Source organism: Azospirillum palustre (assembly GCF_002573965.1).
GTDB lineage: Bacteria > Pseudomonadota > Alphaproteobacteria > Azospirillales > Azospirillaceae > Azospirillum > Azospirillum palustre.
Window position 1 is genome coordinate 592,582 of the sequence record NZ_PDKW01000039.1, and the last position, 19,664, is coordinate 612,245.

Consider the following 19,664-nt stretch of genomic DNA (forward strand, 5'->3'; position numbering starts at 1 on the left):
GTCTGCGTCACCGCATCGCTCGCCGTGGCCGTCAGGGTGCGGCCCACCGTCGTCGCGCCGAAGCCCAGCGTCCCGCCGCTGATCACCGTCAGGTCCTGCCCGACCGTGCCGCTCAGCGAGGTCGCCAGTGTGTTGGTCAGCGACGCGTCGTTGGTGCCGCTGTTGCTCAGCGTCACCGCCCCCGTCAGCGCATTGCCGGCGTTGCTTAGCGTGATCGCGTTGGCACCCGCGGTGAAGGACGAGGTTCCGCCCACAGTCAAAGCTGCCGACTGCAGGATGGAGCCTGCGGCGGTGATTGACAGATTTCCGGTGATGGAGATTGCGCCGTCGATCGAGACACCGCCGCCGTTGGCGTTCATCGTCACGTTCAGCGTGCCGGCTGTGCTGGCGATCGAACCCGTGTTCTGAACCGTGATTCCGCCATCCGCCTGCAGGGACAGGGTGGCAGTGTTTCCGACACCGTTCATGGTGATCGGCGCGGCGACCAGGATGTTCCCGGTACCACCGCCGGCGCTGGTCGTAACGACGGTGACGTTCGTTCCGGCGTTGAGGAAACCGCCGAGCGTCGCGGCATCGATCGTCGCCGCCGCCGGATTGGTTCCGTCGGGCTGATAGCTCGGCGCGCCGGTGACGTTCGCATCGGCGTTGCCGATGGTGATGTCGGTCGGGTCGAGCAGAAGCGTGCCGCCCCGGCCTTGCCCGGCCGCGGCAAGGTCGACCGACCCACGGAAATTGAGAGCGGACTTGCCGGACACTTCGGCAAAGCCGCCGTTTCCGCCGGTCCCGGCGCCGCGTGCCACGATCGACCCGCTGAACTCAGTCGAATGATCCGACCACACGACGATCTGGCCGCCGTCGCCGCGCTCGGTGGCGCTCGCGTCGATGCGGGCACCGGCCGCAACCTTGGTCTGCTTCGCGGTGAAACGCAGCCCCTTGCCCTGGGCACCGCCGCCGATCTGGACGGTGCCGCCGCCGCGTCGGCCCTGGGCATTGATCCGGGCGCTGCTTTCGACCGCCACCTTCTGGCCGCTGACCTGGACGGTGCCGCCGACCGTGCCCGGATCGGTTCCCTGCACGTCGAGCCGTCCGGATACGGCCACCGTGCCGCTGTCCTCGCCGGACAGAACAATGGTGCCATTGACGGTCTGGACGCTCTGGGCTTCGACGACGCCATCCATGTTGATGACCTTGTCGAGGATACCGCTCGCGGCGCGCGCGGTCATGGTGACCCGCCCGCCGGGAGCGCGAACGACGCCGTTGTTGCGGACGAGTTCCTGCACGCCCTCCGGCGCCTTCTCCACCACGCCGGTGGCTTCGAACCGCATCAGGCCGTCGCCCTGGAAATCGACCAGGAAGGTCGGGGCGCCGGCCAGGACAACCTGCGACAGGCGCCCCTCGATCAGGCCGGAATTGCGGACATGCGGCGCAACCAGGGCGGCGATGCCGCGGTCGGCCAGGGTGATGGTCCCCTCGTTGACGACAGTGGCGTTCGGATTGGCGGAGGCGCGATCGAAGCCGTAGGCGCCCGCCATGAAGTCCTGGTTGCGGATGTCGGCGGTGGTGGCGAGCAGGCCACCCACGTCGACGCGGGCGCCGCTCTTGATCAGAACGCCGTTGGGATTGACCAGCCAGATGTTGCCGTTGGCCTGGAGCGAGCCGGCGATGTCCGACCGCATGCCGCCGGTGACGCGGTTGAGCGTGATGGAGTTAGCGCTGGGCTGCACGAAGCGGGTAAGTTCGCCCACGCCGATGTTGAAGCTCTGCCAGTCGATGATCGCCTTGTCGGTGGACTGCCGGACGACCAGCTCCCCCGGCTGCCCGCCGATGGAGATCGAACCGTCGACGACGGTGCCGTTCACCGGGTTGGCAAAGGCCGAGGCGCCGCCGAGGACCAAGGCGCCGACGGCCAGGCATCCCGCCAGCGCGAGAACGCCGGTGAGGGCCGACGTCTCCAGGAAACGGCCGCGCGGGACCCGGAGGCCCTGGAGCCGGAAACCATTGACCCGGAAGTCCTGGCCTGCGGCGACGCCCGCCGGATTGACTGTGGCTGCGGGATGACGGCCGCGGTTCCGCGGGCGGGAGGCCGTCTTCAAGCTCTTCGATACCGAGGGCTTCCGCATGATCCGCATCCCTTGTCTGCGCGCTGTCTCTGTCGTCGCCTGGCCGGCACGGAACCGCCGGCCCTGGGCCAGGGTCAGTACTGGTAGGTCAGTGAAAAGTTGAAGCGCGTGTTATGAGAGCTGTCGTTGTCGATGATCGTGGCCGTCAGCGGACGGCTCACCTCGACATGACCGGCAAGTCCTTCGATGAAGTTCATCCGCAACCCGGCGCCGGCGGACCAGAGATGTCCCTGGAGCTGCGTCCCCGTCCAATTCCGCACGTGACCGGTGTTGACGAACGAGTAGGGTGTGACGGAGTCGAGCAGGTCGAGCCCGAGGGCGAGCGGGTAACGCAGTTCGGCCGATGCCGCGACACCGCGGTCGCCGGACAGCGCCGCCGGGTCGTAGCCGCGCCCGAAGGCGGTGCCGCCCACCGCGAACTGCTCGCTCGCCAGCAAGGGGCGCCGGCTGTATTGGCCGGCGGCGCTGAGCACGAGTTCGAGCGGCGGGATGATCGTCTGCACGCGGGAAACGTCGATGCGGTAGCTCGTGAACTCCCCGCTGCCGCCGACGCGGGACAGAAGCGGGCTGGACGAGGTGCTGGCGTTCATGATGGGAAGGCCCTGACGGACCTTGAACGTCAGCGCCGTGCCCCCCATCAGGCTGTCGCGCATGTTGGCCGTCAGGCTGCCCTGCACCACCCGCAGCCGGTCCTGGGTGTATTGGGCCTTGGACACGTAGGTGTCGCCGTTCAGATAGTCGAAGGCGCCACCCGCATAGACCGACAGGTCGCGCGAGCGCAGCAGCGGGTAGCGGAAGCTCGCTCCGAGCTTGATCGTCTTGCCGCGGACGTCGAGCGGCTTCAGCAGAAAGCCGGGAGCGACCTTTCCGTAGAGGGCGAAACCCTGCACCGACAGGCCTTCGCTGCCCACATACTGCTCGTAGGTCAGCTGCGCCATCTTCTGTTCGCTGAACTGGCTCGTGCTCAGGGCCGTGAGGCTGGTCCGCTCGCCGAAGGGCGTGAAGGAATTGGCCGACAGGCCGCCGACGACGGTGGTCGGCCCCAGATAATGGGAGCCGTAATTGTCGACGGAGACATAGCCGTCGAACGGTTTGCGCTGGGCGGTGACGACCATCTGCGCACCCCCGACCGCCGTGCTGGAGCGCCGGAAATTGCTCTGCACCGTATAGCCGGGGATGTCGTTGGCCAGAAGGAGATAGCGTTCGACGTCGGACAGGCTGACCGGGCGGTGCGCGACGATTTTTTCGACGAAGCCGCGAATCAGCGGTTCGGCCGGACCGGCGTCGCCGTCGATCACGATGTCGCTGACATAGCCTTCGATGATCTGGATCTTGAAGACGCCGTCACGGATGGTCTGGGCCGGCACCAGGGCCCGGCTCAGGAAATAACCATCCTCGCGGTACCGCGTCGCGATCTTGTCGGCCAGTTCGAACAGCGACTCCAGCGAGACGGTCGTGCCGATCAGGGGGGCGAAGAGAGGCGCGAATTCCTCTTGTGTGTACGCCTCCATCCCGACGAACTCGATGTTCTTCAGCAAAAGCGTCGTGCGCTGCGCTCCCGCCGGAGCCTTGCTGGTGGCCGACTGCGGAACCGAGATGGCACCCGGCTCCGTGTCATCCATGCGGGGAGGGGCGACGCGCTCGGTCCCGCGGCCGGGCTCCACATCGCCCGGCAGGCGCAATGCCTTGGAGATGTCCGACGGCAGGCCCTGTGCAAAACCGGTCTGCCCCACGGTCGCCAGAGCAAGGCCGACCATGCCAACGCGGAGGAAACCGGGAAGTTTTCGCATTTCTTCTTCCGACAGTTCGCGCCGGTTCCGGACACAGGAACAAGGCCGTTGAGACAAATTCGATGCGCTTTGCGCGAAGAGACCACAACCCTTCCTATTCAGGACTGACTTACCATCAACCGGTGAGATGGAAATCCGCCCAGGAGTGGATTAACAAGAGCATATGCCATCGGTCAAGCGCTCTGGTCGTCGCAAGACGACATCATACATCTTGCCATAGGTGCGTTGCTTTTAAATCACTCGCAACAAAGTGCATGTGGATTCCATATGCTCGCGAAAGAGGCAGTCCCTGGAGCATAAGGCGGACAGCCTGTCCCACGGCCGACGGCGATCCCCCCGGCCGGCGCCGGCCTGATCTCGGATGGATGTCACCGTCTCGCCTCCTCGCCCCCCAGCAGCGTGGTATCGAAGGATGGAGGCAGGAACCGGTCCGCGCAGTCTTGCGGCGCTTCCGTTCCGGCGGTCTCGACGAAGCGCGCCGCGATCGCCCCGGCGCAGGAGCTGGCGCCCAGCACATCATGGCCCAATCCACGGAAGCGGACGATTTTCGCGCCGCCGAACCCCTTCGCAAGCGCCTCCGCCTGCACCGTCGGCGACAGCGTGTCGTAGACCCCCGTCAGGATCAGGGCGGGAATGTTCGCCGCCACCGGGCGGTAGAAGGCCGGGTCCGCCGGCGGCAGTTTCAGCGCCGGGCAGGCAATGTCGTAGTCGGTCTCGATGGCTTCGGCGACCACCTGCGGGTAATAGGCCGCGCCGGCGGCACGGGCGGCGCGGGCGTCGATGCGCGGGCGGTTCTCGCGGCAACCGATGACCAGATTGAGGCCGTAGGCCAGGTGGTCGAATATCCGCCAGAAGGGCTCCGGCGCCAGGATGTCCGTCAGCCGCCGCATGTCGGCTCCCTGGCGGTCGGCGCTTACCTTGTCGAGATAGTCCAGCATGGCGGGCACCCGAACCATTTCGGCGCCGGTTCCGAGATGGAAGGCCAGGGTTCCTGCAATGACCGGCCACCCCAGCCGGAGTTCGGACTCGCGGCCGTTGCGCGGGTCGCGCACACGCAAGGTCAGCGGCTTCGCGGACAGCGCCTTGGCAATCCGCGGAACCGCGCCGGCCAGGCTGGGGAAATGCCGGGCGCAATCGGTCATCGCCGCACAATCTTCGGCCAACGTTCGGAATACGCGTTGCACCGATGCCAGCCGGTCATCGTCCAGCCAGGTCGCGGAGGCCGTTGTCGGGGAATTCAGGGTCAGCGTCCGGATCGCATCGCCGTCCTCGCGCACCAGCTCCTGCGCCAGGATGGTGCCGTAAGAGGTCGCGACGACGTTCCAGTTCGGGAGGTTGAGCGCATGCCGCAGGGCGGAAACGTCCAGCGCGCTCTGCCGCGTGTCGAAATGCTCCAGGCGATAGCCGGCCGCCTGCACCGGGCCGAGGCATCCCAGCACGTCGTCGGCCGTCAGGCCGCCGTACCAGAAGCGCATGGGATCTATGGCCGGGCAGCGGAGCGATGGAACGGAACGGCCGGTTCCCCGCTGGTCGAGCAGAATGATGTCGCGGCGGGCGCGCATCGCCTTCAGCATGGCTCCGGCGGAGCCGATCTCGTCGCTGCCCGCCTGTCCGGGGCCGCCCGTCAACACCAGCACGGGCTCCGCATGCGGTGCCGGGCCGGTGGCCGGCAACACCGTCACGAACACGTCCACCACCGGACCCGCGGCATGGTCCCAATCCTGCGGCACCGTCAGGGCGGCACAGCGCGGAGAGGGGGCGGAGGGTGGGGCCGGGTCGGGCGACGGACATGGTGCCGGACGCAAACTGCCGTAGACCGGTGCAGGCGGCGCTGCGGCCACCGGCGGCGGCACGGCGACGGCGACGACCGGCGGAGCTGCCGGCTCAGGTGCCGCCGGTGGCCGGATGCCCAGCGTCCATAGGGCTGCCGCACCCGCCGGGACGGCGAGCAGAAGGGCAGCAAACCCGATCCGGCGCAATGGAATGGGAGCCATTCTCAGCGGGCGACCGTCGTGAAGAAGACCGCGTCGCTGGCCAGTTCGCGGTTGCCTTCCCCAAGATTCGCCAGCTTGGCCCGCAGAGCCGGGAGATAGTCGGAGGCGCGCTCGACCTCCGGCCGGTCCGCGGCGAACAGCGGTTTCGCCGTCAGCACCGCCAGGATCATGCCCGGCCCGAAGGGGGCGGAGATGTCGTAGACCCGCGTGTTCTTGTCGACCTTGTTCGCTTCGGCGCCCAGCGTGATCGACTGCCGCGCGTTGATCCGGCCGTCGCGGCGGAGAGGCATGGGCACCATGTGCACGATGTTGCCGTCGAGATCCAGGTAATCGACGGTGAGATGGCCGCTGAGCATGCCGGCCTTGACCGTCACCAGCAGCGTTTCCCCGTCACGGTAGACGAGGGACGGCTTGTTGAGGCCGATCTGCACATGCTCGCCACGCATGGCTTCGGTGGGCGGAATGGCGATGGCCAACGCCTCGCAGAAGGGCCACGGACGGACCGACAGCGACAGGTCGATCCTGCTCTCCACGGTCAGCTCGCTCAACCGGTCGTTGAGAAGACGGAGGTCGGCGTCCGACCCCGCATAGCCCGAAACCGCGAAACGGCCGCCGCCGGACCTGTCGATGTGCAGCCCCGCGCAGGACAGGCTCCGGCGGGCCTGCTCCAGCCGCGTCCGCACATCGTCCGGCGTCGGCGCAGGCCGCAAGGCGGCGATCTGAGCAGGGGGCGCCTGGATGGCGGGCGGTTGAAGCACGGCGGGCGACCCGCCCGCCGCAACAGGGGGCGCGACCGGCGGCGGGACCGGCGGCAGGGTCGCAGGTTGTGCCGAAGCAAGGGCGACCGGTGGGGATGCCTGAGGCGCTGCCGGAGAGGGCGCTATCGGCGTCACGGCCGGAGCCACAGTCGGCGCCAGGGCCGGCGGCGATGGGACAAGCTCGGCGGACTTCACGATGACTTTTTCAGCGGCTTTTTCAGCAACTTTTTCAGCGGGCTTGTCGACTGGCTTGTCGGCGATCGGCGGAGGCGGGCGGTCGGATGCCGGGCCGGAAAGCGCCAGGTAGCCCCCCACCCCGCCGATCAGGGCCGCAGCGGCGAGACCGGCGGCAACGATCAGCGCGACAGGGCGGGAGCCCTTGCCGGCACCGTTCCCCGCCTTGGACGCGGCACGGGACCGAGCGTTGCATATGCCGATCAGCGAGGCCGCCGATTGCGTCCGTCTGGCAGGGTCCGGCGCCAGCATTTCGGTCAGCACCTCCCGCAACGGCGACGGAACGGTGCCGAGATCGGGCACCCGCATCCGGCGCTCCATCACGCTTTGCGGCGAGTTGCCCATGTCGAGCGGCCGGCCGAACAGGACCGCGGCGAGGACGAGTCCGAAACTGTAGATGTCGGACCGGGCGTCGACCACGCCCCCATGCATCCCGATCTGCTCCGGCGAGGCGTAGGAGTATTTCCCGGCGAACCCGTCGCCGATGATGGTTGCCGCGTCCGGCGCCGTCTGTTTGGAGATGCCGAAGTCGATGATCTTGGCCAGTTCGATCCGGCGGCCGGGCAGGATGATGTTGTCGGGAGAGATGTCGCGGTGAACGACCCCCTTCTCATGCGCGGCGGCCAGACCGGCGGCGATGCGGTCCAGCAGCACCGTCGCATCCGAGGCGCTGAACGGACCGTCGCGCATGACCGCGGTCAGCGAAGGACCGTCGACGAACTCCATGACCAGGAACAGGCGGCCGAACTCGTCCCGGTTGATCCCGTCATAGGCGACGACCGCGTCGTGCCGCACCTGACGCAGAACCGAAGCCTCGCGCCGGAACAGGTCCACCAGCTTGGGATCCTGGGCCAGTTCGGGCAGGATGACCTTGATGGCGTGCAGCGTGTTCAACTCGACATGGCGCGCCCGGTACACTTCGCCCATGCCGCCGCGCGCCACCACCTGCTCGACGATGAAGGTATGGCTGAGCACCATGCCGGGCTGGACGGCCATCGACGCGCCGGAGCCCGTCCATGGACCGGCGGTGGCTGGACCGGCGGTGACCGCCGGCGCGGGCACCGCCGTCGCCCCCGACGCCCCCGACGCGACGATCTGCGTGGCGACCTGCCCCACAGGGGGGACGGTGGCAACGGGCACCGCGGTTTCCCGTCCGCTGCCGAGAGCGATCACGGTCGGCGCATTGACCGGCAGCGCATCGGACGGAAGCGTACCCGGCGTGGCGGTGCCATCGGCCGGAGCGGTCTGCGATGCGGAAGGATCGTCGTGCGGCAGCGTCATTGAACGGACTCATCGGCGTTGCCACCGGATCCCGGATACGCCGCCATCGGGGCGGCGGCGTGGGATCCCTCGATGGCGGTGGGGCGCTTTTTCAGCACGAGGGTGTCGACATCGTCCGTGCCCGGTGCGGCTTGGCAGGAAACCGCCACAACCGTCACGTTGTCGGACCCGCCGCGCTCCAGCGCGGTGGCGATGAGCCTGTCGACGGCAGCGGCGAGGTCGGTGCCGGGAAGGTCGGGCGCGGCCAGCAGGGTGGCCAGCTCCTGGTCGGCGACGAGTTTGGTCAGGCCGTCGCTGCACAGCAAAAACAGATCGCCCGGCTGCGCGCGGCCCTGCCGCATGTCCAGCCCGAGTTCGTCGAAGGCGCCGACGGCGCGGGTCACTTCGTTGCCGCGCGGATGGCTGGCCGTCTCGTCCGGGTGCAGGGCGCCGGCGTCCACCAGTTCCTGCACGACGCTGTGGTCGTGGCTGACCCGGAAAATGCGGCCGTCGCGCAACAGGTAGAGCCGGCTGTCGCCGGCCCAGACGCAGGCGAAGCTCCAGCCGGACAGCAGCAGGCAGACGACCGTGCTGGCGATCGGCCCCCCGCTCCGCTGGCCCTGGAGCCGGAGCTGTCCGTTGACCGCCTCCAGCCCTCCCTTGACGGCGGCCATCAGGGCCGGCGCACCGTCCGGGGCGGCAATCGCCTCCAGCGCCTGGACGATGGCGGCGCTGGCGTATTCGCCGCGCTGATGGCCGCCCATGCCGTCCGCCACCGCCCACAGACCGATCTCGGACCGGTCGAGCAGGCTGTCCTCGTTCAGCTTGCGCACGCGCCCGACATGGGTGGCGGCCGCCGAGCGGACGGTCAGAGGACCGAGACGGGTGGTTCTGCCATAGGCGGTCATATCCGGCCTCCCAGCGGTCGCATCGAGGCTGCAAGCCCGTTCAGCCGTGTCCAGTCGCCGTCGAGCAGGCTGGTGAAGAGATCGGCCGGCAGAAGGCCGGCGGCGGCGAGCAGCACCGGGGCCACCCGCTCCGACCCCGCGGTCCACCACAGGCTGATCCGGTCGCCGTGCCGCGCCCGCAGCGCGTCCTCCGCCAGGCCGGCGGCGGCGGTGTCCAGCGGGGCGAAGCCCGCCGTCCCGTCCGGAACGCCGAGCGCCGCGACCTCCCGCTCGAACCGCTCCAGGTCCACCCCGTCGTCAAGCGCGAGCAGGGCGGCCTTCTCGGCGCGGTCCCGCCAGGACCGGTGGCGGAGCGCGGGTTCGACCAGGCCTCCCGTCGCCTCCAGTGGGCCGAGCACCATCAGCGGGAAATAGCGGCCGACCCGATCGACGCTGGGGATCATGAGGCCGGTCAGGGCGGCGGGCCCGGCAATGGCGGCATCGAGCGCGAAATGCCAGATCGGGCTGCTCAGATAGAGGTCCAGCCAATCGGCACCGAGCCGGTCGCGGCTGTGCGCAATGCCGTCCTGCAGCCAGTCGTCCAAAGCCTCCACGACCGGCGCCGGCAGGTTCCGGGTGACGAAGTCGCCCCGGACAGGCAGCTTGCCGTGGAACCCGGCGCCGGCCCAGCCCGCCTCGGCCGCCATCACAGGGCCCCCGGACAGCGGAACTCGCTCAACTCCTTCATCGCGAAGGGATTGAGAACGCTGCCGGCCCGCAGCTCGAACCCGATGTTGCCGCCACCGGCGGCGAGCGTCACCGTTATCCGGTCGCGCATGCCGCTGCCGGCGACCTTCGCACGGTCGAGCAGCCGGAACCACGACCAGGGGCCATCCACCGTCATATCGGGCGTCTGGCCGTCGTTCACGGTCACGCGGGTCTGCGGGCTCGGCCCCGGCCACTGCACCGGCAGGGGGCGCGTCTGGCCGGCGACCAGCTTCACGGGCTGCCCGTCCACCTCGATGACCGCCTGCGTCACGCCGCTGTCGAACATGGTGGGCACGAGGTCGAACCTGACCATCGGCCCGGCGCCGCCGGAGAAGAAGGTGTCGCGGATGGCGATGGCGCGCTGGAACTGCGCCAGGACGCCGGACGCGATGCCCAGATCGGCGCCGTCCACCTTCTGCCACTGCCAGGGCTGGCGCGTCATGTCGACATAGGGGCGGAGCTGCTGGTTGAAGAAGCTGTCGATCAGGCCGTTCGGGCCGAACAGCTTTGCGAAGTCAGCCAGCATCACGTCCGCCGCGCCCGAACGGTAGACCGGATAGCGGTTTTCCGTCGCCTGCCGGCAGAAGGGCAGGATCTGTGCCGTCCATTGGGCGTTCAGCTCGGTGCGGGTGGTGCCCACCGTGGCGCTGGAGCCGGCCCGGCCCATCTGCTGGGCCAGCGCCGCGACGGGACCCGGCATGCGCGATGCCACGGCGGCGATCTGCTGGGCCGGCGAAGGGCCGAGCGCCGCACCGGGCACGCCGGGCACGCCGGTCGGCCCGCCTCCCTGGGCACGGTTCAATTGCAGGTAAAGGTCGTTCAGCAGCCGCATCAGGTCGTCGAGCGATGCCCCCGCGACGCCCGTCCGGCCCTCGACGAAGCTGTGCAGCGGCGCGAAATGGTCGTCCACGGCCTTTCCCGGTTCCGGAAGCGCGTTGGCGGCAGCGGTGGTCGTGGCCATGACCGAGGCGAGCCGGTCGCCCCCCGGCAGCTTGGCCGCGGTCGCCACGTTGGTCACGGTCGCCGCCGCGTCGGCCGTCGCCGACTTCCCGGCGGCCAGCTTGGTCTGGGCATTGGCGGCAAGCAGGACGTTGCGCAGCGGCGACGCCGGCCCGGACAGCTCGCTCGCCACCTGGGCGGCGACGGACGCCGTTTGCATCGGAACCAGGGTCAGGTCGGCGAGCACGCCGTCCCAGCGGGCGATGTAGTCGTTGAGGTAGAGCTGGAGGACGTCGCGGGACAGCTGCCCGACCTGCCCGGCGTCGGCCTCGCGGCCCTGTTCCCCCCGGCCCTGGTCTCCGCGGTTCTGATCTCCCCGGCCCGGATCGCCAAGAACCCAGCTTTCGCGGGCGACATCCTCGGCTATGGTGGTCAGGCTGGGAAGCAGGACGGTGTAGAAGCCGTCCCGCGTGTAGAGGCCGGGGATGCCCTCCGAAAGCAGCTTGCCGGATCGCCGGGCGAACACCCGTCCAGCCGCCGGACCGCCGATGTCGACGACGCGCCATTCCGGCAGTTTGCGGGCGGCGGGAACCTGCCGGAGCTGGGCATAGGCGCGTTCGGCCAGCGGGAACCGCGCGAGCTGGCGGCGCGCCTGCTCGACCAGCGGCTGGTCGAGTGGCACCGGGGTCAGCGGAGCCGACAGCAGGGCGTTGAGATGGCCCAGCAGCGTCTCGCGCATCGGTCCGCCGGCCGGATCCGGGTACAGCCCGCCCCAGTCGAGCGCCATCCACTGGCGGACCAGGGCGGCGTCCAGCGGACCCTGGCCGCCGAGCATGAGGTAGACCTTCAGCGCCTCGTACAGGAATTCGGTGTTCTGCTGGTTCTGGCGGATCTGCGCCTCCAGCCGGTAGACCAGAGGCGGCAGCAGCAGCGCGTTCAGCGCGCGGCTGTAGGTTCCGGCCGCCTGGGCATAGATCTTGTCGCCCTGGTAGAGGCCGAAGGTCGCCCCGACCGGGATCGGCTGCCCATCCTTGAGGGCGAGCGCCCGCATCGTGTCCAGAGGCGGCAGGACGGCCTCCAGGCGCAGGGTCTGCCCGGCGTTCTTCGGCACGCTTTCGATCTGCTCGACGAAGCGGTCGGTGGCGGCCTCCCCTTCGGCGATGAGGGAGCGGTTTTCCACGGTGCTGCAGGTCCAGGCGCCGAGCGCCGCAAGCACGGTCACGGCGGTCGCCGCCAGGACGCCGCGCTGCATCCACAGCAGCCGCCGTTCGAGCTGCGGGTTGGTGCTGACCAGATTGGCTTCGGGAAAGATGACGCCCCGCAGCAGGTTGGTCAGGAAATACGCGCGGCCGCCGCCGGTGAAGGGCGACACGGCGGCCTGCCCGGCCCCGACCATCCGCGCGATGTTCGCGGTCAGACGGTCGATCGGCGTCCCCTCCTGCGTTCCGCTGGTGAAATAGACGCCGCGGAGCAGCGGCTTGTGTTCGTAGCGGCTGCCCTCGAACACGTCGGCGAGGAACTGCGTGACAGGCTCCCGCAGGGATGCCACCTGCGCCGGGAAGCCGAAGATGAGGCTGCGCCGGGCGGGGTCGGACTCCTGCTGGAGGCGGTCGTGCAGGCGGGTGTTCAGCCGCTCCTGCAGCAGGTCGAACTCCTGCGCGAAGCCGCCCTCGGCCGTCACGTCGGGGTCCGGGGAATAGGGCAGAGTGGCGCCCCAGACCTGCTCGCGCTGCCCCTTGTCGAGGTCATCGAAAAATTCGGTGAAGCCGGCGATCAGATCGGCCTTGGTCAGCAGCAGATAGGTCGGGAAGCGCACGCCGAAGGTGCCGTACAGCTCGTTCAGCCGCTGACGGACGGCCTGGGCATGGGACGCGCGCTCGGACTCCGAGCCGCCGGCCAGATCGGCGAGGCTGATCGCGACGATGGCGCCGCTGATCGGCTGGCGCGGCCGCGTCTTCTTCAGCATGTCGAGAAAGCCGTGCCAGCCCGCCGCGTCCACCGACTCGTTGCTGTCCTGCGTGGTGTAGCGGCCGGCGGTGTCGATCAGCACGGCCTCTTCCGTGAAGAGCCACTCGCAGTTGCGGGTGCCGCCGACGCCGCGCACCGCGCTGCGGCCGGACCGGCCGGCGGCATGCTTTACGAGCCCGCAATTCTCCAGCGCCGTGCTTTTGCCCGATCCCGGCGGGCCGATCATCATGTACCAGGGCATTTCATAGAGGAAGCGTCTGCCCCGTGCGCCCTTGGCGTTCGACCTGCGCAGAAGCGCGACGGTCTCGTCCAGCCGCGCCTTCAGGGTGGCGACCTCCGCCGCCGCCGCGTCGCCGCCACTCCCGCCACCGGCGTCGGCGCCGCCGGTCACCGCCTCCACCAGTTCCGCTTCGGTTTTCCTCGCACGGGACAGCGCCAGCATGTTCGCCACGCCCCAGGCGACGAGCACGACCAGCACCACGGCGAACCGGACGAGATCGGCCTCCAGCGGACGGGCGTCGCCGATGGCGACCAGCGGTCCGACGAACCACACGAGCAGACACAGCACCAAGGCTCCGACGAGGGTCGTGAACCAGCGGGCGGTCAGGATGTTGATCATGGACGTCATGGCCGCGGGATCCGGCGAGGGGGAAGGGAAGGGAAAGCGGACGGGCGACGGAGGCCGGTCATGGTCCGTCTCCCTTGCTGAGCACCACGTCGATGCGGCGATTCTGCTCCCGGCCCTCCGGCGTGTCGTTCCCGACGACCGGATCGGAATCCGCCTTGCCGACGGTCTTGACCCGGGTCTTGTCGGTCAGGGTCCGGCCGATCAGCGCCGCGACGGCATCCGCACGGGCCACCGACAGGCTCCAGTTCGAGGGGAAGCGGACGGAACGGATCGGCTGGTTGTCGGTGTGTCCGATGATGGTGACCTTGCCCTTCTCGCCTTCCAGCGCCTGGGCGATCCGGTCGATGGTCGGCAGGAAGGGGGCCTCCACCGTGGTGCTGGCGGAGGCGAACAGGCCGCGGTTGCGGATGCGGACGACGATGCTGTCCATCGTTTCCGTCACGGTGACCAGCCCTTCGGCGATCTCGCGCTCCAGGAACTTCTTGATGCGCGGCGCCTGCTGGAGCTGCACTGGAACCGGCGGCGGCGGCAGGGGCGGCCGGGCGACCAGAACGATGCCGCGCTGCGGCAGCGCGGCCAGACGGCCGAACAGGCTGTCCGAGGCGCCGTTCAGCGCGAAGCTGAAGCCGACATAGGCGAGCAGAAGCAGCGCGCCGGCCGCAGCACCGATCACCCAAAGGGGGATGATGGTCGACAGTCGGCGCGCCGGCTCGCGCACCCCCATCCAATGCGGGGACAGCCCGTCCTCCGTTCCCTCGCGCCGCAGCAGGCGATACAGGTCCTCGCGCAGGCGGGCGATCTCCTCGCCGCCACGCGGCGTGATGCGCATGTGCCCCTGGAAGCCGAGGCTGAGGCACAGATACATGAGTTCCAGGACGCCGGCATTGCGGCCGGGCGAGGCCTTCAGCTGGGCGAGGTTGTCGAAGAACCGCTCGCCCCCCAGCGTCTCGCGGTGGAAGGTGCCCACCATGCCCTGGCGCGCCCACAGGCTGCTGCCGCCCCAGGGCGTGTTCAGCACGAGGTCGTCCACCGTGGCGCAAACCACGTAATGGGCGTGGCGCACCAGATCGCCGGGCAGGCCGATCGCGCGCAGCCGCTGCTCGAACTTCCGGATTTCCTCGATCATCAGGCCGTGCAGCCGCTCGACGTCCGGCGCGGCGACCATCGTGCGCACCTTGCAAACCATCAGAAGGATGCCGGTCGCCGTCGCCACGACGGGTCCGCCGACCCCTGGGACCGCTCCGCGATTCCCCTCCGCGGGACGCACCTGCCCGGCCTGGACCGGCGCCGCCGCGTCCGGAGGGGGGGAGCCCGGCGGGGTGGGCTGCGGCGGCCAGCCGGAGGCCGGCGACTCCTGCGGAGCAGCGGGGCGCCGTCCGCCGGGAGTCGGTCGGATGACGGTCCGGTCGGACGGGTTGAAAGGATCGTCTCCGCTCACGACGTCACCTCGCGAATTGCCCAGAGATCCATTTCGATGTTCGGAAAGTCACCGGCGATGTGGATGGCGAATCCGCCGGAGGAGCGCATGGCATCCCACTGCGGCCCGTTCCGCTCGAACTCGAAGTAGACCTTGCCGGCGTGGTAGGGGATTTGCCGCGGCGCCACCGGAAGCGCGCGGATGTGGATCCCGCGCGAGGCCGACGTGATGAGGTCGCGGATCTGGTCGCCCGGCCCGATCTTGACCTGTCCGGGAAAGGTGGCCCGCAACGTCTCCACCGCGGCGGCCGACTTCACCGCCAGCACGAAGCTGGTGTTGGACAGCATCGTCCGGTCGGTCAAAGGCGCGTACCAGATGCCGAATTTCGTTTGCTGGAGCATCAGCGGCGTCGCCGCCGAATCGATCATCATGGTCAGCGCGTGACGCAATTCGCTCATCACCGGAGCGAAGCTCTTCTGCAGATCGTCGTGGCGGTAGACCGGAAACTCCGGCGGACGCCGGCTTTTCGCGAAGATGCTCGCCAGCTCCCCGGCGATCTGCACGCAGGTCCGGAAGAAGTCCTCCGGATGGATGGCGCCGATCTGGGCCAGATGGGCGAGAACCGGCTCGTAGCGGTTGAGCACCAGCAGCAGCAGGTAGTCGGCGAATTCCGCCACCCCCTTCACGCCGGATTCCGACACGCGTCCGGCCAGCGACACAGCACGCTGGCGCAGCAGCCCATGGAGTTCGGTCAGAAAGCCGGTCAGCACCGGCGAGGCGGCGGCCGTCAGGCTGGGCGGGATGTAGCGGTCGTCGAGAACGACCGAGCGGTCCGGGCGGACCTCGACGATGCGGGCCAGCCCGATGCTGACGGTGTCGGCGCGCGGATCGGTTTCCAGCGCGTAACGCAGACGCAGGCGGCCGAGATGCAGCCGCGCCTTGGATCCGCCGGCGCTGCCGACGCTGTCGCCGACCTCCACCTCCAGGGCGCTGTAGCGGGCGACGGTCTGGGTGACGTCGTCCATCTCCACCTCGACCCCGCCGGGATGAACGATGGGCAGGGTCAGGTAGACGATGCAGTCCCGCGTGTTTTCCGGCACCTCGAAAGCCGGCGGGGGGAATGCGTCGTCGGGAATGGAGAAGGGGGTTCCATCCTCCAGCACGCCGCTGCACCGGGTTACCGCGAACTGGCCGGTCGCCAGCAGGTTCCGGTTGATCTCCAGCCCGGTCAGCCCCCACGGAAAGCTCCGCAACGCCGCGACCCGCGCGCGGACCAGACGTTCGACATAGCGGTCGGCCTGCTGGAAATGCTGGGGCAGGACGAACATGCCCTCGGACCAGACGACCCTGTTATCCCACGACATACGCTTCGACTCCGCTGAACGGGTGCATTGGTTGAGGTCGCCTTGCCGGCGCGCGCACGGTCACGCCGTCCCGGGCGGCTGGTCCTCCGGCGTGGACAGGCTCCGGACCTGCCGCTCGTAGGCCTGGGCGAACTCCCGTCCGAACAGCGATTGGAAGTCGTCCTCCGCCTCGGCGACGATCTGCTTGTAGAGTCCCTCGTAAAGCTCCCAGTAGCGCGCCCGGCGGGCGGCCGGAAGAATGCTGGCCAGCAGCGACTGGCGGTCGAGCCGCTCCTTCAGCGTCGCCGGGTCGAAGCGCCGCAGCAGCGCCGAAAGCGCCGAATGCATGCCCACGCTGGTCGCAAGCTCGTGCTGCTGAAGGTCGCGGAACCCTTCGCGGACGGCGGCGTCGCCGGGCATGAAGCCCGGCCGCGGCGCCTCCAGAAGCTGCTGCGCGGTCGATGCCGGATCCGGCGAGAATTTCAGCGGGTTGTTGTTGCGCACGCCGATGGTGGTGCGGTCGATGCGGAACTCGTTCTTCAGGCTGGCGCGGACGGCGAGCAGACCGGCCAACCCCTCGACCATCTGCCGATAGATGCCGCCGGCCAGACGCATGGCGGCGACCGGGTCGGTCCCGGACAACGCCGCGGGCGGAAGCCCGGCTCCGTCCAGGAAGGCGGCGAGAAGCGCCCCGTCATCCGCCACGGCAGGAGGCGCCGCGGGAGACGCCGCGTGAACAGGAGGCGGGGCGGGCGGGCGGGCGGCGGGCGGGTCCGGCTCCAATCCTGCCGGCGGCGCAACCGGGGGCGGTGACACCGGAGACACCGGCGGCGGTGGCAACGGCGTGGAGGACAACGGCGGCGGGGGGAAGGCCGGGCGGTCGGCATCGGCCATGGGGGCCGGGGCGGTCGGGGCCGGTTGCGCCGCGGCATCCCGCCGCAGGGCTTCGGGGTCGAACGCGTCGAGTTCGAACGGAAGCGGCGCGGCCTCCGGTTTGCCCGAAGACGGCTGCTGCGGAATCCCCAGGCTTTCGAGCCAGTCGTCCGGCAAAGCCTCGATCGGGTTCGGCGGCTGGAAGTGCGACCGATCCAACGGGACGTGGTCGGGATGGGTCGCCGCGGGAGGAGTTGCGGGCGTCCGCAAGCCGGAGAACGGCTCCGCCTCGCCGCCGGCATAGAAGGGACTTTCGAGCGAATCCTGGAACACGGCCTCGTCCCAGGGAGAAAGCGCGACAGGGTCCGCCGCCTGCCCGACCGACACGGCCATTTCATAATCGCCCAGCACCAGCGAATCGCCATCGGCCAGAGCGACCGAGCCGCCCCGCCCGATCGGATGCTCGGCGCGATTGTGGTAGACGCCGTTCGAACTGGTGTCGGTGAGCACATACTGCCCGTCGACCCAGGAAATCCTGAAATGCTGGTTGGACAGAATGCAGTCGACGTCCGGAAGGATCCAGTCGCAGGCGCTGCCCCGGCCGACGATCAGACCCGTGCGCGTCAGAGTGCGCACGGCCCCGCACAACCGACCCTTGGTGATACGCAGAGTGAGCATGAGCGCGCGGTCCGGTCTCGCCTGGTGCTTGCATGGATTCGGATTTCGGCCGCCCCGGCGGTGCGGCGTCATACGAAATTAGATTGAATTTATAGGCGATGTTGACACCTATACGCCAGTGGTATTATCCAATTAAACGCATATGTGGAACCTGTGTCGCCAATTGAGTCCTGAAAAATCCATATAGATAACAATTCAGTCCGTTTTGTCGGTAGAAACCATAGCATACGAACGTTTATCGGCGGACGGTCGGTCCTGAGAATGCCCAAAAGGCGTTCTGTGACTCCTGATGCTGCACCCTCAAGTGCATGGAGAAGGTCTTGGAGACCGCATTCGTTGACGTCGAGGCGATGCTTCGGGAAATCGCCCCCGCGAAGCCCGAAGGCGAGAACTGCGAATACGACCCGGCGTTCACCGAGCTTGAAAAGAAAGCCGAGGGACAGCCGGAGCGGCAGCTCGGCGATGTCGTCCAGCCCGCGGTTCCGCCGGAATGGCGGGAGGTCCTTGCCCTGACGGCCGAGCTGTTCGGGCGTACCAAGGATATTCGCGTCGCCCTGCATCTGTGCCGCGCCCTGCTCGGCCTGCACGGGCTGCCGGGACTGGCGCAGGGACTCGACGTCTTCCACGGCCTGCTGGAACGGTACTGGCCGACGCTCCATCCCCAACTGGACCCGGACGACGACGACGACCCGACCATGCGGGTCAACATCGTCGCCGGACTTGCCCACCACGAGACGATGCTGCGCGCCGTGCGCGAAAGCATCGTCGTCTCCGCAAGGACGGCCGGACGGTTCACCTTGCGGCAGGTGGTCGCGGCAAGCGCCGCCAACCCGCCGGAAGGCACCGACACGTCGCTGGTCGACGCGGCCTTTCAGGAATGCGCCATCGACGACCTGCGGGCGACGGCGGAGGCGGCGAAGCGCAGCTACGACCGCATCCGCCGCATCGAGATGTACGTCACCGATCAGGTCGGCGCGTCCAACGCCGTGGACCTCTCCGCCATCGCCGGCGTGCTGCGCGAGGCGTCGACCCTGCTGAACGCCCGCCTGACGGCGCGGGCGGCCGGCGGCGGGGAAGCCCAGGCGGACCAGGGGACGGCGGGCTCGCCGGCCGCAGAGGACGCGTCCACCGGCGTGCCGGCGGCCGTCGCCGCGGTGCGGCCGGCGTCCGCCGGCGTCATCGCGTCGAACGAGGACGTGGTGAAGACGCTCGACAGGATTTGCGACTATTACGCGAAGAACGAGCCATCCAGCCCGGTGCCGCAGATCCTGCAACGGGCGCGCCGCCTGGTCGGTCTGAATTTCATGGATTTGCTCCGCGACCTGACTCCGGACGGGGTCGGCCAATTCGAAACCATCAGCGGCATCCGCCGCGACGACTGACCGTGGCCGTCCGGCGGAGCGTTTCGCGCCCCCCGCGACCGTCTCGCGCCTGATCGGCAGAGGACATGGAGAGGAACCGAGGTATGGCGACACAAAGCAGTCAGAAATTCATTGCCCGCAACCGTGCTCCGCGCGTCCAGATCGAATATGACGTCGAACTGTATGGCGCGCAGAAGAAGGTGCAGTTGCCGTTCGTCATGGGCGTGATGGCCGATCTGAACGGCACCCCTGCCGAGCCGCTGCAAAATGTCGCAGAACGCAAGTTCCTCGAAATCGACGTCGACAATTTCAACGAGCGCCTGAAGGCCATGAAGCCGCGGGTCGCCCTGCAGGTGCCGAACTCGCTGACCGGCGAGGGCAACCTCAGCGTCGACATCACCTTCGAAAGCATGGACGACTTCTCGCCGGCGGCGATCGCCCGCAAGGTCGAGCCGCTGCGCAAGCTGCTGGAGGCGCGCACGCAGCTCTCCAACCTGCTGACCTACATGGACGGCAAGGCCGGCGCCGAGGAACTGATCCAAAAGACGCTGAGCGACCCTGCGCTGCTGAAGTCCCTGGCGTCCGCCCCCAAGCCCGCGCCCGAATCCGTCGACGCGACCACCGAAACCTCGTCGGAAGGCTGATC

The 19,664-nt window shown here is 68.8% G+C and carries 12 protein-coding genes; 2 read left to right on the forward strand and 10 right to left on the reverse strand.

Features of this window, described 5'->3' with window-relative positions; genetic code table 11:
* The 10 genes from CRT60_RS08835 to tagH all read right to left on the reverse strand — a co-directional run.
* On the reverse strand, window positions 1-2,120 hold a 2,120-nt coding region (locus CRT60_RS08835), incomplete at its 3' end, for a two-partner secretion domain-containing protein (protein WP_161958003.1).
* Window positions 2,121-2,194: 74 nt separating this feature from the next.
* Window positions 2,195-3,910 (reverse strand): ShlB/FhaC/HecB family hemolysin secretion/activation protein, encoded by a 1,716-nt coding sequence (locus tag CRT60_RS08840; RefSeq protein WP_098736036.1) that lies wholly within the window; start codon window positions 3,908-3,910, stop codon window positions 2,195-2,197.
* A 368-nt stretch (window positions 3,911-4,278) separates the two neighbouring features.
* Complete coding sequence (locus tag CRT60_RS08845) at window positions 4,279-5,904, reverse strand: alpha/beta fold hydrolase (protein WP_143273175.1); 1,626 nt, start codon at window positions 5,902-5,904, stop codon at window positions 4,279-4,281.
* A 2-nt stretch (window positions 5,905-5,906) separates the two neighbouring features.
* A complete protein-coding gene (locus CRT60_RS08850; protein WP_098736038.1) occupies window positions 5,907-8,177 on the reverse strand; it encodes a serine/threonine protein kinase in 2,271 nt (756 codons plus the stop codon).
* Window positions 8,174-9,064, reverse strand: a complete 891-nt coding sequence (locus CRT60_RS08855) for a PP2C family protein-serine/threonine phosphatase (protein ID WP_098736039.1) — start codon at window positions 9,062-9,064, stop codon at window positions 8,174-8,176. The genes CRT60_RS08850 and CRT60_RS08855 overlap by 4 nt, the downstream gene beginning before the upstream one ends.
* On the reverse strand, window positions 9,061-9,750 hold the full coding sequence (gene tagF, locus CRT60_RS08860) for a type VI secretion system-associated protein TagF (RefSeq protein WP_098736040.1): 690 nt from the start codon (window positions 9,748-9,750) through the stop codon (window positions 9,061-9,063). The genes CRT60_RS08855 and tagF overlap by 4 nt, the downstream gene beginning before the upstream one ends.
* Window positions 9,750-13,346, reverse strand: coding sequence for a type VI secretion system membrane subunit TssM (tssM, locus tag CRT60_RS08865; protein WP_098736041.1), 3,597 nt, complete (start codon window positions 13,344-13,346; stop codon window positions 9,750-9,752). Before tssM ends, tagF begins: the two co-directional genes overlap by 1 nt.
* A gap of 58 nt (window positions 13,347-13,404) precedes the next feature.
* On the reverse strand, window positions 13,405-14,559 hold the full coding sequence (gene tssL, locus CRT60_RS08870; protein ID WP_098736042.1) for a type VI secretion system protein TssL, long form: 1,155 nt from the start codon (window positions 14,557-14,559) through the stop codon (window positions 13,405-13,407).
* A 221-nt stretch (window positions 14,560-14,780) separates the two neighbouring features.
* Window positions 14,781-16,127 carry a type VI secretion system baseplate subunit TssK gene (gene tssK, locus CRT60_RS08875; protein WP_098736043.1) on the reverse strand — a complete coding sequence of 449 codons (1,347 nt, stop codon included), beginning with the start codon at window positions 16,125-16,127 and terminating at the stop codon, window positions 14,781-14,783.
* 60 nt (window positions 16,128-16,187) lie between these two features.
* A complete protein-coding gene (tagH, locus tag CRT60_RS08880; protein ID WP_161958004.1) occupies window positions 16,188-17,657 on the reverse strand; it encodes a type VI secretion system-associated FHA domain protein TagH in 1,470 nt (489 codons plus the stop codon).
* Between the two features lie 320 nt (window positions 17,658-17,977).
* On the opposite strand from tagH, the gene tssA reads away from it, so the two are divergent.
* Window positions 17,978-19,039 (forward strand): type VI secretion system protein TssA, encoded by a 1,062-nt coding sequence (gene tssA / locus CRT60_RS08885; protein ID WP_161958005.1) that lies wholly within the window; start codon window positions 17,978-17,980, stop codon window positions 19,037-19,039.
* An 83-nt stretch (window positions 19,040-19,122) separates the two neighbouring features.
* Window positions 19,123-19,662 carry a type VI secretion system contractile sheath small subunit gene (gene tssB / locus CRT60_RS08890; RefSeq protein ID WP_098736046.1) on the forward strand — a complete coding sequence of 180 codons (540 nt, stop codon included), beginning with the start codon at window positions 19,123-19,125 and terminating at the stop codon, window positions 19,660-19,662.
* Window positions 19,663-19,664: the final 2 nt, after the last annotated feature.